The organism is Hadarchaeum sp. (SeqCode) (assembly GCF_038871235.1).
Classification (GTDB): domain Archaea; phylum Hadarchaeota; class Hadarchaeia; order Hadarchaeales; family Hadarchaeaceae; genus Hadarchaeum.
The window spans coordinates 35021-49615 of sequence record NZ_JAVZIN010000003.1; the positions used below are offsets into that span (position 1 = coordinate 35021).

The window sequence follows — 14595 nt, forward strand, 5'->3', positions numbered from 1 at the left end:
AGAGCATGGGAAAAACGATAACGGAGAAGATATTGGGCAGGGCAGCTGGGATGGACGTTTCTCCCGGAGATCTGATAGTAGCGCCGATAGATACCTGCATGGCTCACGATGGCACGGCGCCGCTGGCCATCAAGGCCTTCCGCGAAATGGGGGCTAAGAAGGTCTGGGATCCCCGCAGGGTCGCCTTAGTTATTGATCACATCGCCCCGAGTTCGTCAGAAGGAACCTCAAATCTTCACATATTGATGAGACAGTTTGCCGCTGAGCACGGCATTAAGCTGTTTGATGTCGGCGAGGGGATCTGCCATCAGATAATGCCTGAAAAAGGTTATGTCCTGCCGGGCCGTGTGATCGTCGGTGCTGATTCACACACTTGTACCTATGGTGCGTTTGGGGCTTTCTCCACAGGTATTGGCTCCACGGAACTGGCCGCCGTCATGGTTTCCGGGAAGCTCTGGTTCCGGGTGCCTGAGTCCATTAGATGTGAGGTAAATGGTCCGATGCCCATCGGGGTCGTGCCGAAGGACGTAATTTTGCACATCTTGGGACTAATCGGTGCTGATGGCGCCACCTACAAGGCAATTGAGTTTTCTGGCGATGTCGTAGCTGGAATGAGCGTCTCAGGCAGAATGACTCTCTGCAACATGGTAGTTGAGATGGGGGCCAAGAACGGAATAGTTGAACCCGATGAAAAGGTTAAGGAGTTCCTCAAGGGGAGAACGCGGGTAGAGGGAGATTATCTGAGGAGCGATCCGGACGCCGAGTATTCAAAGATCTTTGAAATTTCTGCTGAGGAGCTGGAGCCCATGGTCGCCTGTCCAAGTTCCGTGGATAATGTCAGACCGGTCAGTGAGGTGGATGGCATCAGGGTGAATCAGGTTTTCTTGGGCAGCTGCACCAACGGCAGGTTTGAGGACCTTCTCGATGCCGCTAAGATCCTGAAAGGAAGAAAGGTTAAAGAAGGAGTGAGAATGCTGGTGATACCCGCATCTCGCGAGGTTTATCTTGAGGCCATGAAGATGGGGCTGTTGCAGATTCTGGCTGAGGCCGGCTGTTCCATTTATGGCCCTGGCTGCGGCCCCTGCCCTGGCGGCCATCTGGGAGTTCTGGGCCAGGGTGAGGTCTGCGTTTCGACATCGAACCGGAACTTTATGGGAAGAATGGGTAGCAAGGAAGCGCAGATATATCTGGTCTCCCCACTGACAGCGGCAGCTTCAGCGGTAACTGGGGAGTTGACGGATCCAAGAAGGTTTATAGAGGGATAACTTTGGTAATAAAGGGACAGGTTTGGAAATTTGGGGACTCGGTCAGCACCGATGCCATTATCTCAGGTAAATACAAGTTCAAGACGATCGATTTGGATGAACTGGCGAAGCATGCGATGGAAACGTTTGCGCCTGATTTTGCCCGGCTGGTGAAAAGAGGGGACATCATCGTTGCCGGTGAAAATTTCGGTTGTGGTTCCAGCCGGGAACAGGCTCCTCTGGTCCTAAGACAGCTGGGAGTCGGTGCAATTGTGGCCAAGTCGTTTGCCAGGATATTCTACCGGAACAGCTTCAACGTTGGGCTTCCTGTCGTTGAGTGCCATGAGCTTCACGATCGGGCGAAGCAAGGTGACGTGCTTGAAATAGATCTGAGGGGGGGGACGATCTTGAACCTGACTACTGGTGAGTCCTTCAGGGCCAAGCCCGTTCCGGAGTTTCTGTTACAGATGTTAGAAGACGGCGGCTTGGTCGAGCAGTACCGGAAGTATGGTGAGTTTAAGTGGAGCACGTCGTCACGCTGATCTACGGTGACGGGGTCGGCCCGGAAGTCATGACTGCGGCGAGGAGATGTATTGAGGCCACTGGCGTTAGGATAAAATGGGAGGTAGTTGAGGCCGGAGCTGAGGTTATTCCTAAGTATGGTACACCGCTCCCGGAGGAGGTCTTGGAGTCGATAAAGAGAAATGGGGTGGCTTTGAAGGGACCTATTACTACCCCAGTTGGCAGCGGCTTCAGAAGTGTCAATGTGGCCCTGAGAAAGGAACTTGACCTCTATGCCTGCCTGAGGCCTTGCAAATGGTATCCCGGCGTGCGCTCCAGATATATCGGCGTTGATCTTATCGTGGTTAGGGAGAACACCGAGGACCTGTACGCTGGCATTGAATACGAGCCCGGAAAGCCTGAAACTGAGGAGTTCATCAGATTTGTCAGGGAAAGAAAAAAGACAGTAATTCGTGAAGGATCTGGCATAAGCTTGAAGCCGATTTCACCAGCAGCCTCTGAAAGGATAGTCAGGTTTGCCTTTAACTACGCTAGGCGGAACGGCAGGAAGAAGGTCACCGCGGTGCACAAGGCCAATATCATGAAGTTTTCCGACGGCGTGTTTTTGGAGACGGCAAGGAGAGTGGCAGCCGAGTTCCCTGACATCGCCTTTGAGGATAGGATTGTCGATAATATGTGCATGCAGCTGGTGCAGAAGCCTGAATTGTATGATGTAATAGTCGCACCCAACCTCTACGGTGACATTCTCTCAGACTTATGTGCCGGGCTGGTCGGTGGCCTAGGCGTTGCTCCCGGTGCCAACATTGGAGACCAGGTGGCAGTTTTTGAGCCAACTCATGGCAGCGCCCCGAAGTATGCGGGGAAGAACAAGGTCAACCCAACGGCAGCTGTTCTTTCCGGAGTTATGTTGTTGCGCTATCTGGGGGAGCTGGAGGCTGCACGAAGGTTGGAAGAGGCTGTGGCCAGAGTTATAAAAGAGGGCAAGCGAGTCACCTACGATCTCAAACCAGATCCAGAAGACCCGACTGCGGCAGGTACTTCTGAGATGGCAGACGCAATCATTGAAGCGCTGTGTTAGTTTTGGATCGGTGATAAGGGACTCGGTCGGTTTGTAAATAAAGATGATTGATTATCTGCGTCAATTCCATAAAAGCCTAGAACTTTCTCCCATGTTTTAAATTTGGCCCAGATTTTTTATTTATCCCTTCCAGAGCCCAAGAGCCAGCCCGAAGAGAAAGGCGACTGAAGAGTAAGGCAGGACATTAATCCATCCGCTGCCGGCTTCGTAAAGTTTGGGCAGCATTTGCATAGCCTTATCAAACAGATCGTGAAAGCTCAAGCTCAGTGCTCCGGTAGCAACAAGGACGAGGATGAGGGCGATGAGAAGTACCATGAGGTTAAAAGCTTTTTTAATGATGGCTCCGACTAACAGCCCTATGATGAAAGCCGCAACTATGGGCACAACCCAGGCAAATTCCACGAGTTCCATTTTCTCCACCTTTCACTTTTACAGACCAAAACTTAAAACTTCTTTTTTGTCTACTTTTTTGAAAGGGGCAAGCTTAAAGCCGAATTGAGGGATTAAAACTAAACAGTGGTTGTATGAAAAAATTTATTCCAAATCTATTGGTGTTGGCTCTAGCAGCGATTGCTTTTGCTTGTTTAACTTGGGGTTTTTATTACGAGTGGCCCGACTACGTGCATGTTGATTACGGAATTCCTCTCACCTGGGCCACCCATACTTACATCACGATAATCGGGCCGCCAGCGGCACCATGGAGGGTTGACCTCTTGGCCCTACAGATAGACTTGGTTTTCTGGTTTGGATTAATTGTACTAGCAGCCCATGCCGGGAAAATTTTAGTGAGATCAGATTAGGGCACAATTTTAGCTGTTTTCCCCTTTGAGGAGAATTATCGCTTTTTTCACAGCCTGTCGAGCATTTTGTATGAATTTTTGAATATCAGTTTCGCTAGCGTTGTTTTGATGAATTCCGACAGAGACCACGACGACGCGGTTTAGTTCTCGGGCTAGTTCCTCGGAGGCTGTCCTAGCGATCTCGTCGTCCTTGTGTCCAATCAAAGTGAAGATAGATGAGGTGGCGCTCAGTTTATTGGGGTTCTTAAGGCTGGGCCTAGGAACCGCTACCGCCACGGCCCCCACATGGGGATAGTTTCCGCCGAATATCGCTACAACGAGGTCTTTTCCAGCAAGCAAGAGAGCAAGCTGAACTTTATGTTTTCCTCTCCCAGCACTAATCCTGAGGTGAGTTTTCATCGAGTTTTCCCAAGATAATGTACGGGTTGCGAAATATTTAGTGATTTAGGGACTGGAGGGGGTTTCTGGGGCTCCGGGACACTTTTAAAGGCAGGCATTAAAGGTTAATTTGACCGGGGGAAAATAGTTGGAGCTAAAAATAGTGGAATTAGTTCCTCCTGAGGGCTGCAACGTGATTCTCTGTCAGTCGCACTTCATCAAGACGGTTGAGGATGTGCACGAGGCGCTGGTGACTTCTGTTCCGGGATTGAAATTTGGGTTGGCCTTTTGTGAATCAAGCGGGCCCTGTCTCGTCAGGCACAGCGGCACGGATTCGGGGCTCGAGGAATTTGCGGCAAAAAAAGCGCTCGAGATCGGAGCTGGTCACAGCCTACTGATTTTAATAAAAGGAGCCTATCCGATAAACGTTTTGAACAGAATTAAGGAGATAACTGAGATCTGCAACATTTTCGCAGCCACCGCCAATCCGTTGCAGATTGTCTTAGCTGAGACCGAGCAGGGCCGCGGAATTTTAGGAGTGGTGGACGGCTTCAAGAGTCAGGGTATTGAAACAGAGAAAGACGTGGCTTGGCGAAAGGAGTTCCTGAGGAAGATAGGCTACAAGCTTTGATGGTTCCCGATCAAATTAATTTTTGTTTTAGCTCTGAAACACCTTCGCCAGTAGTCGCCGTTATAAATAGGACATCTGGATGAACCTTCCGCATTTCCTCGATTTTCTCTTTATTTAGTAGGTCGGTTTTGTTGACGACCACGAAAACTTTAGTTTCAGGGAAAGATTTCCTCACATCTTCCAGAAGATTTAGCTGATCCTTCGACCGATAGCCACAGCTTTCGGAAGGGTCTAGGATGAACACAATGCTCTTGGCGAGGTGTTTCAAGGCCGATATGGCCTGTAGCTCAACTTTGTTCCGTTTTTCTAGAGGCCTATCCAACAATCCCGGTGTGTCAATGACTTGGTAGCGCTGGTGTCCGTGCTCAAAATATCCCAGTTGCAACCCCGTGGTGGTAAATGGATAGGGGGCGATCTTCGGAGCGGATCCGGTCAGAGCCTTCAACAGCGTTGATTTGCCCACGTTGGGATAGCCCGCGATAACGATTGTTGGCAGGTCAAGGTAGACGTCGGGCAGATCTGAGAGCCTCTTGGCGGCCTCCTTCAAAAAAATCAGGTTACGATCTATTTTCTTTAGAACCGAGGAGATCCTACCATAGGCTTGCCGACGCACTGCAGCGGCTTCAGCGGGATTTTTGATCATCTTAAGCTTCCTCAGCTGTTCGCGTCTAATCTTGTCCACGACTTTGGCCGTACCGCCGATCGCACCCAGCGACTTTCTCAGCTCGTCAATGCCTTCGATGGCTTCGACGAGGTCGCGGTAAAAAGGCGGCAGGTCGGCCAAGGAGGGAAAGTCAACAACGATTTTCCTAAGGTATTCAGCTATCGTCGTCGTTGCTATCGTTATGCGCTGCCGTTCCCTCTGAATCGCCACCTCTCGCGGTGACCCCTCGACCCTAGCTGTACCCTCGGAGGCTCTTTTGAAAGCGGTGTCGATTAGTTCTCTAGCAGTTAATACATTTGGCAGCTTTCCCAAGGTTATCTTTTCCATAATCATCAAGATTAAGTACGGGTCGCGACTGTAATAATACCATGTTTTAATTAAATCAAGCCCGGCTCAGCCTAGCAACCCAAACCACGTCAGCAGAAAAAGTACAATGAAGGTCAGCAATGAGAGCTGATTAGACCTCCACCTTCCAGAGGCCAGTTCCTTAGCCTCCTTCATCACCAAGGAAATCTTTTGCAGCATCGGGTTGAATCCCGCCCTGATGATTGAGACGAAGAAGAACATTGCGACGACGAGGAAGAAAATCGCCACCAATGGTGAAACCAGAAACAAAACGCTGGCGCTCGGTGACAAGTACGCCTCGACTGGAGCCGCCATGATTATCAGGGTTAGCCCCAGAGCGACAAGGATGATATAGTCAACTAAATATTTCTTGGCAACTGCTTTTCCCCTCTTGGTGATCTTCCATGATCCCGCCGCCAGAACTTTGCCAAGGTAGCTCCAAAGCTTCCAGCCGAGCCGCAGCGAGGCCGCACCAACGATGAAAGCCCCGGTAAGTTCGAGAGTACCATGCAGAAAGATGACGGCCATGAATGTAAGTAGCACAATTGGTCCGTGAAGGTGGTAGTTGTACACTAATGCGAGCCCTATTTGGTGACTCGTCATAAGGATGGAGGCAGTCCCGGTATAGATTGGAAAGGCAGTTACATAAATGCTGATGACTTTAAGGTTGTTTGTCCAGTAGAACTTTGTCCTTGACCATTCGTCCATTACCATGACGTTTTCCAGCAAGCTGTCGTACTTTTTAACCTCGGGTAAGTTGATGAATTGCTCGCGGTCGAAGGACAATAGGAAGTAGGCGGTGCTCATAAACATAATGGTCAGGAAAGATAGTGTTATGAAGCTGATGGCAGCGGAGTTTCTGCTTAGAGCACCGGTCAAAGCGCGTTTCGAATTGTTCATGAAACTCAAAATTATTTCTTTTTGGGCATCTAATAGCTACATGGATCGGCATTGAGTTCGGGCATCAATAAAATTGGCGAACGTTTGCCCCACAGTAACGGTGGATTGTTGGTAAAATTATGGAGATCGGCCTCGGCCTTAACATTCGGATTCAGCTACAAGACAATCGGAAAATTAAGCCTTAATTTTACTCTTTCACGTAGCGTTTCCAGGCAAAGCTTCTTTCAAATTCAAGCTCGCTTGGTAAATTTGCCCGCTTCAGTATTTCATTGGCCTCGTCCAAGCTTGTTGTTGGCACCAGCGCCTTCGCCACCTTGCTGATGTTTTCGAAGACAATCCTAGTGTCAAGATAAAAGGTGAGCGCGGACATTGGTGTTACCTGCACCTTACAACGCCCACCTCTTATTTCAACCTCCCCAGTAAGCCCTTTTGCGGCTTTGACGGCGAGCAGACTCGCCTCGGTCTTAGTTCGGGGAATTACCTCCTCGAGTATCTCGACGTCCTCAGGTGTCAGACATCTGGCGCCGAGCAGACCTCCGTGTGCCGCGATTTTTGCCAATTGCCGGTTAAATTCGTCAAAGGTTAGTTCACCATCCATACAGCAGCCCAAGACGCCGAGAACTGTTGGCACCTCAAGGTTGGCCATTGCCGAGAGCATCATGCTGTCGGCGAGCATGCTGTGGAGGCCCTTCTCCCGACCATCGCCGAGGACATCGCCGCCGACATCGATGCCTACGAAGAGGTCAGCGTCAAGTTTCCGCATGGCCTCGTTAAGGCCTTCGATTACCCCTTTTACCCCTTGGTTCAGGTCGATAAGTAAAGTTCTCTCTTGGAGCACCTCGGCCACAACGGATTCGGTGAATCTTATTCCCTTAGTAGTTCGAGTTCTTTCGTTGGCCAGCCCCACCGTTGGTGAGAGCAGTTCGATGTCAACTATCTCCTCCATCTTTCTTGGCCCTGGCTCCGGGTCGTTGACATAGCGTTCCCAGGTAAGTCCGCCGAGGATGGTAGGTGTTCCCAGCCAGCGGAGGTAGCGCGAGGTGGGTATGGCTCCGATGATATCTCCGCCTCCCCCGATTCCAACCACCACGGCACGTCGGGAATTTTTGGCCAAGGATTCAAATGATTTCTTCATATATGCTCCTTACCAATTTGGCCTTTTCTGTATAAATCGGGTTTCGGTTTGTTTCAAGCTATAACGCTAACAATTTATCCTGCCCCAGTAAACCAGTTTCGGGAGACGATGTCCGATATTTTGGCAACGGTGTTAAAAAGAGTCAAACCCACCTCATCCGAGGTAAAGTTCGTGGAGGAGGTGGCCTCTGAGATAATTCTTCGGTCAAACGAGGCTATCTCTAAATTGGGTTTTAATGCCAAGGCAATGCTCGTTGGCTCAGCGGCTAGGGGAACTTGGCTTCGTCAGGATCCGGACATCGATGTTTTCATTCTTTTTGATGAGACCATTACCCGCGAGGAGCTGGAGCAGAAGGGGATGGCGGTTGCGCGAGAGGTGGCCGGGCCAGCAGGTGAGGAAAAGTTTGCCGAACACCCCTACGTGACGATGAAGTTTCGCGGTCTCGATATAGACTTAGTTCCGTGTTTTGATGTTACTGACCCCAAGAGAATTAAGAGCGCAGTGGACCGTTCCCCGCATCACCAGCGTTACGTCAAGAGCAAACTTACGCCTCAGCTGGTCGAGGAAGTGCTGCTGCTCAAGCAGTTCGCCTCAGGGACAGGGGTCTATGGAGCCGAGCTGAAGAAGCAGGGTTTTTCAGGCTATCTCTGCGAGCTCTTAATTCTGCACTACGGCTCCTTCAGAAAGCTGGTTGAGGAGGCGAGCAAGTGGATGCCGGGCGAGGTAATAGATACCTTATCCTATTATCCCGATAAGTCCGAACCGAAACTGATTTTCGAGAATCAGCCCCTTGTGGTGATAGATCCGGTTGATCCCAGTCGCAACGCCGCCGCAGCGGTCTCTCTGCAGAACTTTTCCACGTTCGTGCGGGCTTGTCAGGATTTCCTAGATAATCCCACCCTGAGATTCTTCTTTCCCAAACGAGTAAGATTGTTGAAGCCTGTAGATCTGGACAGGATCCTAAAAAGGCGCGGAACAAGGCTTTTCTGCATTGTGTTTCGCTCACCCAAAGTAGTACCGGATGTTCTCTATCCTCAGCTCCGCAGGACGGAGAAGGCCATCGTGACCCGGCTGGTCCAAGAGGGTTTTGAAGTGCTGCGAAGCGATGTCTGGGCAAATGGTAACTCTGCAATTCTGATCGAGCTAAGTGTTTCAAAGCTACCTAGCGTCAAAACTCGCGTTGGACCTCCACCAAACATTTCGGCCAAGAATTTCATACAAGAACACCTCAGCTCAGGAAAGTGTTTGGCCGGGCCGATGGTTGACGCAGCCGGCAGAGTTGTTTTTGAGGTTAAAAGGGAATGGACGGACGCCTTGTCACTCCTTAAAGAGATAATGGCGCGGCGTATTTCTTTTGGGAAGAATGTTTCGGAATCAGTTTCCCAAGGCTATCGCATTCTTGAGAGTGATGGGCTGAAGAAACTTCTTAAGGAAAGCGGATTTAGAGAGTTTCTTTCTGAATATTTAAATCGGAAATTACCATGGTATAGGTAAAAATAGCGTCACTTGCCATTAAGGCTAGAAGGCGGAGTTTAGTCGATATTACATGGGTTGTCTCTAGTAAACCAGAGTTCAAGAACGTGAACTTCACATGAGAATGAGTGATGCGATGAATTTGGATTTTACGGCTGGATTGGTCGAGGGTTGACGTTAATCAATCCTCCAGTTCTATCCTCGCTAAAGTGTTGTAGATGGGCCCCTTTGGAGTTAGGGTGCTTCCCTTCAGTTCCACAGCTAGGACACGGGTGTTGCCAAAGTCGATGGATTCATTTTCTTTGATGAACTTAGCCAGCCTTTCTTTATTTTTTGCTGACTTCACTCTAGCAATGGTCAGATGCGGGACAAAGTCGCCCTCCGGTCGGAATCCGATTTGTTGCAGTTCCTTCTCTATTTTTTTCTGGAGAGCCATGATTTCCTCTCCTCCTTTTTCCACACCGGCCCAGATAACTCTGACATAGTTTAGGTTCGGAAAGACCCCAATTTTTTTGATTTCCATGTTAAACTTCTTCATTCCGGCAATGGCTTTTTTGATGGCTCCGGTGATCTCCTCAACTTTTTTGTTTGGAATTTCTCCCAAAAATTTGAGCGTCACGTGGATGTTTTGGGGCTCAACCAGCTTGAAATCGCCCCCTGTTCCCCTGAGCTGGTTCTGGACCTCGGCCAGCTTCTGTCTGAGCGGTTCGTCGATGTCAATGGCTATGAAGGCACGCGGCATGTTTTCAACCTGTAATTTTGCCCCAATACAAGGGCCACCACCGGATTAAAATAACTGATTGAAAATCCGCCATTACCTTAGTTAATAAGAAAAAGGGCTGGTATTCTTCTGAAAAAGGAAAACAAATGGGAACTTAGATCATTTTTTAAATGATGGATGAGATCGAGTTGAAAATCGAGCCCTAAAATCTGTTCAGGAGATGGCTGAGAATATAGATGCCATGCTTAATCTCTCCGTGCGCAAGATCAGCGGGGCCATTTTTCCAACGGTTTATTTACTCTCAACTCTAGGATGAAATGGTATGAAAGCCGTCTGTCTAATTTCGGGTGGCCCGGACAGCGCCGTGGCAGCCGCTTTGGCGAAAAGGGAAGGATACGAGTTATACTGTTTGTCATTCAATTACGGTCAGCTCGCTTCCAAAGAACTGGAAAGCGCCAAAAAAATTGCCCAATCCCTAGGAGCTAAGGAGCACCGCGTGGTGGACATTTCATTTCTCAGGGATCTCTATGGCTCGGGTGTAACCGCCTTAACGGACAGCAGCATGCGCATGCCGGAGCAATTTGAGCCGAGTATAATTGTACCATTTAGGAATGGTGTGATGCTGTCGATTGCAGCCGCATATGCGTCCTCAGTGGGCGCCGAGGCCATCTTTTATGGGCCTCAGCTCGACGACGCCAAGTATTACCCCGATTGTAGAAAGGAATTCGTCTCTGCCATCTCACGTGCCATATCACTTGGTACTGACTCGAGACTTCAGGTGAAAAATCCACTGGCCGATATGAGTAAAGCGGAGGTGCTCAAGCTAGCAGTTGAACTCGGGGTTCCTTTAGAGCAGACTTGGAGTTGCTATTGTAGTGGAGAAATTCACTGTGGTCGTTGCGAGTCCTGCAGAAATAGAAAAAATGCATTCAGAGTGGCTGGAATAAGCGATCCCACGATATATTTAGAGTAAGTTTGTGCTATTCTTTAAATTTCCAGAGAGCCAGCCCAGTGGTCTGGTCATGCTCCCGCTCGAGCGTATCTCCGATCAGCTCTAAAAGGTGGATCTCGGCCGCGAAGACAGTTGCGCTGACGAGGTGGCCAGCATAGGTCCTACCCTTGGCATCGGAAAGGACAGCGTGGAGATGTGCGAATGGTTGACCATCCTTTAAAGAGATGTTACCAAAAGCGTTGGCGATTTCCAGCGGCCGCTTTAACATGATTTTTTTATACTCATGCTTTTTGGGATGGTAATAACCCAGTGTTGCGTCGTCAACCGCTCCGATAACGGAGAAAATGGCCATTTTTATTTCTTTTTCCCTGACGAATTCCAATATTGATTTCATAAGTTCGGAGTGGTATTCGGCTCGACACAGAAATGTCCTACCTACTTGATATCGTGATGATTTCATTCCTCTGCCCCTATAACAATACTCTAGTCAGTTTAAGATATCTCCTGAGGCCAGGTGTTTTAATTAACTGGATAGAATCTTTTTGGGTGAAAATGGTTACAACCGCAGTCATCTCGGCCTCAGGGCTTCAGGCGGTGAGGGAGTCAGCGAAGGCGATAATGGAAGGAAAGAACGTGGTGCTTTTGGGGGGCGGACTATCCCTAACTGAAGAATTAAATTTAAAGTCAGCCGCAGCAGAAAGTGGTCTCTTATTTCTTGGTCCAGCCTGTGGTTCCACGATTTTAGATGGACATGGTTATGGCATCTGGAATAAGGTACGGAATGGTCCGGTCGGAATAATCGGCACGTTTGGTAGCGGTATCCAGCAGGTGGCCTGTTTGGTTGAGGAAGTCGGGGTTTCTCAAGCGCTTGACGTGGGCTTTCGGGATTTGTCCCAGCGTATCAATGCTCTAGGCACATTATCGGCCTTAAAATTTCTGAAAAATGACCCCAACACTGAAGTCATTGTCTTAGTTTCCCGTGAGCCCGTTACCAGCGTGCAAAGGCGCGTGGTTGAAGCAGCTTTGGAGACGGGAAAGCCCACCGTCTTTTGTTTTTTAGGCGGTAAAATTCTCCGGCCTCGACCCAAGCTGGTTTTTACAACCACACTGGAAGAGGCCGCTTGGCAGACTTTGAGCTTAGTTGGTGGTGGTAGGCCAAGCGATACTTTTCCCAAAATATCAGAAAAATACAAAAAAATTGCTGAAGCCGAATACAGCAGATTTGGCTACGGGCAAAAGTTCATCAGGGGCCTTTATGCGGGTGGAGCACTTTGTACCGAGGCCATGGTGATTATTCGGAAATACTTTAACGCCGTGTATTCCAACATTCCGCTCGAACCCAAACTCAAGCTTCCCGATCCCTATTCAAGTAAGGGGCACGCTTTTGTAGATTTTGGGGCCGAATCTCTTTCACAAGGACGTCATCCTGCAGTGGACCTTGCCCCTCGTCTGGAGAGGCTTTTGAAGGAGGCGAAAGATTGGGAAACTGCTGTGGTCCTGTTCGATGTTTTACTTGGATATGGGGCGCACCCCAACCCAGCAGCTGAACTCGCAGCATCGGTTAGAGAGGCAAAAAGGATAGTGGAGGAGTCTGGTGGCTACCTCAGCACTTTGGCTTCAGTAATAGGTACTGGGGAGGACCCCCAGGGACTCCAGAACCAAGTGAAGCAACTTGAGCAGGCAGGGGTCTTGGTGGTGAACTCCAACGCTCAGGCTACAAAGATGGCCGCCTTGATTGCTTCTCAAGGTAAATTGTGGAAAAACTTGGCCGGTTGATTTAGGTCAGAAGAAAGGCAGCTTTGATTCCGGAAATGATTAGTTCTATGGCAAAGGCGGTCAGCAAAAGTCCCGTGACTCTTGAGATAATATCGGTTCCGGAAGTTCCGATGGCGCGGCTGATATGGCCGGAAAGCCACATTATTACCCAACTTGCTGCCAGCGAGATCAGCGCGGATATTGAGGTTATCAGATAACCATGCTGCTGTACGAAGATCATGGTGGTCACGATCACACCGGGTCCGGTAAGCATCGGTGTCGCCAGCAAGGTGATGGCTGGGGGAGTCTCGCTTTTTCCGCTGATCGACAGTGACAGCATCAGCTCGATACCTAGGATAGTTAGGACCAGTCCTCCGGCGATGCTCAGGGAGGCAAAATCTATCATGAAAACATCAAGGAGGAACTGACCGAAAAAGAGAAAGGCAAAGAGAACAGCACCAGCTGTGAGTATCGCCTGCGTAGCAGCGGATACCTTTTGTTTTGGGTTCATGTATTTTGTCACTGAGAGAAATATTGGGATGCTGGAAAAAGGCCCCATAATGACAAAAAAGGTAAGTGCTGATTTTATAATCTCGTCTATCATGCAATCACCTATAAGTTGACCTAGATGGTTAAAATAATGTGGGGAAATACAAACTTTTCATTATCTCTGGACAACTGCGCTGAAACGGCAAGCCATGTTACTGTAGCAGGTCAATAGAAACTTCTCATCCCACTATTTGGGCTCTTTCAGCTGACTCAGTAGCTGGATCACCACTGGGCTTGGGCCGGTGTTTATTTTCAGCCAAATTAAAATCAAATTTAAGGGACAGACATTTCAATAAACTGTTCTGCCTTGAAAAAGCGTTTGGATAAGTTTTTGGTTCAAACCATGACATGAGTTCCACAGGTTATTTCCTTTTTTAAAAATATGGCTCAATTGTTTGACGGGCGACTTGGAGCTATGTTTAATTTTAATCGCCGTTGCTTGGCATGCAGGTTTAGTCGCTCTCGAGAGACATCTCGATCGTAACGGAACCACCCCTTCGGTTCTTAGGTTGCTTTTCACAGCTGAGATGGAGCTGCTTCGGTCGCTCAGGGCGGAGCTAAAAAGGCTGTCCGCCAAAGACGCAAACGCGGCAATGGAACTTTTTCAGGTGGAGCAGAGGCTGAGGGAGCTGGGTGAATATGGTTAGGAAACTCAGAGTTGAGTCCATTTTGACGGCTCTGGATGAAATCGTTGAATTGAATCCGGGTGACCTCGGAAAAGGTTCAAGACTCTTGCGAAGTCTGGACTGGTATTTGGAACAGCTGCTAGAGGCGGCGAGGATTGACGAGGAGCGCCGAAAGGGTCTATTTAGAATGGTGACGTTAGTGAGGTCGTCATCGGCAAAGCTCTTTCAGTCACTGGGCAACGCCAAGCAGAGTGGGCAACTACGTGGTGACTGGCTTCGCTTTGCCCAGCATGATTTTTTGAAGCTTAAAGAGGACCTCATTGCGCTTAGGGAGCATTTAGTTGAAAATGTCGACTTTTTTAGGCTGGCCTGTTTGCGGGACCAAATCGGCGAACTGGCAAGTACTAGACCTGAGAAGCTTTTCGAGGAGCTTCACGAGGCTGGCGTAATAAGCGAGCGTACTTGGGTTCTGCTTATGTCCTGCCCGGTTTCTTGGAGGGAGATGCTTGGGGATGGTGAGATTTCAAAGCAGATTTCAAAGCTTTCCGCTTGGCTTCTCGAACTTCAAGAGATAAGAAAAAGGCAAAGAACAGCTTAAGGAGGTTGGCAGGGCTGATGTTGAAGAAAATCAACGATGAAGTTATAATCGCCGACCATGGAAGACGAATTGCTAAGCTGTGCGATGACGTTGACGTTTTAAGCCAGCGTCTGCTCGCTTTGGAGAGGAGGGTTGCTACTATCGAGAACAGCCTCGCTGAACTGAGGAAGTTCTGCTACAGGCTTGATCTAGTCCGTCCTGTTTTTAAGACAGACGACCGCTGA

The 14595-nt window shown here is 49.2% G+C and carries 19 protein-coding genes; 11 read left to right on the plus strand and 8 right to left on the minus strand.

Going from position 1 to position 14595, the window contains the following annotated elements; all coding sequences use genetic code 11:
- Window positions 1-5: 5 nt before the first annotated feature.
- Genes QXT02_RS01870 through QXT02_RS01880 form a run of 3 tightly spaced genes read left to right on the plus strand, consistent with a single transcriptional unit; the run spans window position 6 to window position 2844 of the window.
- The gene (locus QXT02_RS01870; protein WP_342811624.1) at window positions 6-1265 is read left to right on the plus strand and encodes a 3-isopropylmalate dehydratase large subunit; all 1260 of its coding nucleotides are present in this window, start codon (window positions 6-8) and stop codon (window positions 1263-1265) included.
- 2 nt (window positions 1266-1267) lie between these two features.
- The gene (locus tag QXT02_RS01875; RefSeq protein ID WP_342811625.1) at window positions 1268-1786 is read left to right on the plus strand and encodes a 3-isopropylmalate dehydratase small subunit; all 519 of its coding nucleotides are present in this window, start codon (window positions 1268-1270) and stop codon (window positions 1784-1786) included.
- Entirely contained in the window at window positions 1765-2844 is a 1080-nt protein-coding gene (locus tag QXT02_RS01880; RefSeq protein ID WP_342811626.1) for an isocitrate/isopropylmalate dehydrogenase family protein, read from the plus strand. Before QXT02_RS01875 ends, QXT02_RS01880 begins: the two co-directional genes overlap by 22 nt.
- Before the next feature lie 120 nt (window positions 2845-2964).
- Here QXT02_RS01880 and QXT02_RS01885 read toward each other — a convergent pair whose 3' ends face one another.
- Window positions 2965-3255 (minus strand): hypothetical protein, encoded by a 291-nt coding sequence (locus QXT02_RS01885; RefSeq protein ID WP_342811627.1) that lies wholly within the window; start codon window positions 3253-3255, stop codon window positions 2965-2967.
- 113 nt (window positions 3256-3368) lie between these two features.
- On the opposite strand from QXT02_RS01885, the gene QXT02_RS01890 reads away from it, so the two are divergent.
- Window positions 3369-3644: a hypothetical protein gene (locus tag QXT02_RS01890; protein ID WP_342811628.1), complete on the plus strand. Its 276-nt coding sequence runs from the start codon at window positions 3369-3371 to the stop codon at window positions 3642-3644.
- Between the two features lie 9 nt (window positions 3645-3653).
- Here the strand turns inward: QXT02_RS01890 and QXT02_RS01895 are convergent, their stop codons facing one another.
- Window positions 3654-4043, minus strand: a complete 390-nt coding sequence (locus QXT02_RS01895) for a proteasome assembly chaperone 4 family protein (RefSeq protein WP_342811629.1) — start codon at window positions 4041-4043, stop codon at window positions 3654-3656.
- A gap of 127 nt (window positions 4044-4170) precedes the next feature.
- Between QXT02_RS01895 and QXT02_RS01900 the strand changes: the two genes are divergently transcribed.
- Window positions 4171-4653: an adenosine-specific kinase gene (locus tag QXT02_RS01900; protein ID WP_342811630.1), complete on the plus strand. Its 483-nt coding sequence runs from the start codon at window positions 4171-4173 to the stop codon at window positions 4651-4653.
- Window positions 4654-4663: 10 nt separating this feature from the next.
- Here the strand turns inward: QXT02_RS01900 and QXT02_RS01905 are convergent, their stop codons facing one another.
- From QXT02_RS01905 to QXT02_RS01915, 3 genes are all read right to left on the minus strand, one after another.
- Complete coding sequence (locus QXT02_RS01905) at window positions 4664-5644, minus strand: NOG1 family protein (RefSeq protein WP_342811631.1); 981 nt, start codon at window positions 5642-5644, stop codon at window positions 4664-4666.
- 66 nt (window positions 5645-5710) lie between these two features.
- Window positions 5711-6475 (minus strand): stage II sporulation protein M, encoded by a 765-nt coding sequence (locus QXT02_RS01910; RefSeq protein WP_342811632.1) that lies wholly within the window; start codon window positions 6473-6475, stop codon window positions 5711-5713.
- Window positions 6476-6749: 274 nt separating this feature from the next.
- Entirely contained in the window at window positions 6750-7697 is a 948-nt protein-coding gene (locus tag QXT02_RS01915; RefSeq protein WP_342811633.1) for a DUF1152 domain-containing protein, read from the minus strand.
- A gap of 108 nt (window positions 7698-7805) precedes the next feature.
- Between QXT02_RS01915 and cca the strand changes: the two genes are divergently transcribed.
- Entirely contained in the window at window positions 7806-9191 is a 1386-nt protein-coding gene (gene cca / locus QXT02_RS01920) for a CCA tRNA nucleotidyltransferase (protein ID WP_342811634.1), read from the plus strand.
- Window positions 9192-9351: 160 nt separating this feature from the next.
- On the opposite strand, the gene thpR is transcribed toward cca, so the two are convergent.
- Window positions 9352-9912, minus strand: coding sequence for an RNA 2',3'-cyclic phosphodiesterase (thpR, locus tag QXT02_RS01925; protein WP_342811635.1), 561 nt, complete (start codon window positions 9910-9912; stop codon window positions 9352-9354).
- Between the two features lie 301 nt (window positions 9913-10213).
- On the opposite strand from thpR, the gene queC reads away from it, so the two are divergent.
- Window positions 10214-10864 (plus strand): 7-cyano-7-deazaguanine synthase QueC, encoded by a 651-nt coding sequence (gene queC, locus QXT02_RS01930; RefSeq protein WP_342811636.1) that lies wholly within the window; start codon window positions 10214-10216, stop codon window positions 10862-10864.
- 7 nt (window positions 10865-10871) lie between these two features.
- Here the strand turns inward: queC and QXT02_RS01935 are convergent, their stop codons facing one another.
- Window positions 10872-11303: a PPC domain-containing DNA-binding protein gene (locus tag QXT02_RS01935; protein WP_342811637.1), complete on the minus strand. Its 432-nt coding sequence runs from the start codon at window positions 11301-11303 to the stop codon at window positions 10872-10874.
- A 92-nt stretch (window positions 11304-11395) separates the two neighbouring features.
- Here QXT02_RS01935 and QXT02_RS01940 point away from each other — a divergent pair, with 92 nt between their 5' ends.
- Complete coding sequence (locus QXT02_RS01940; protein WP_342811638.1) at window positions 11396-12619, plus strand: hypothetical protein; 1224 nt, start codon at window positions 11396-11398, stop codon at window positions 12617-12619.
- Window position 12620: 1 nt separating this feature from the next.
- Here the strand turns inward: QXT02_RS01940 and QXT02_RS01945 are convergent, their stop codons facing one another.
- On the minus strand, window positions 12621-13202 hold the full coding sequence (locus QXT02_RS01945) for a MarC family protein (protein ID WP_342811639.1): 582 nt from the start codon (window positions 13200-13202) through the stop codon (window positions 12621-12623).
- A 352-nt stretch (window positions 13203-13554) separates the two neighbouring features.
- On the opposite strand from QXT02_RS01945, the gene QXT02_RS01950 reads away from it, so the two are divergent.
- Genes QXT02_RS01950 through QXT02_RS01960 form a run of 3 tightly spaced genes read left to right on the plus strand, consistent with a single transcriptional unit; the run spans window position 13555 to window position 14595 of the window.
- A complete protein-coding gene (locus tag QXT02_RS01950) occupies window positions 13555-13794 on the plus strand; it encodes a hypothetical protein (RefSeq protein ID WP_342811640.1) in 240 nt (79 codons plus the stop codon).
- Window positions 13787-14371: a hypothetical protein gene (locus QXT02_RS01955; RefSeq protein WP_342811641.1), complete on the plus strand. Its 585-nt coding sequence runs from the start codon at window positions 13787-13789 to the stop codon at window positions 14369-14371. The genes QXT02_RS01950 and QXT02_RS01955 overlap by 8 nt, the downstream gene beginning before the upstream one ends.
- 17 nt (window positions 14372-14388) lie before the next feature.
- The gene (locus QXT02_RS01960) at window positions 14389-14595 is read left to right on the plus strand and encodes a hypothetical protein (protein WP_342811642.1); all 207 of its coding nucleotides are present in this window, start codon (window positions 14389-14391) and stop codon (window positions 14593-14595) included.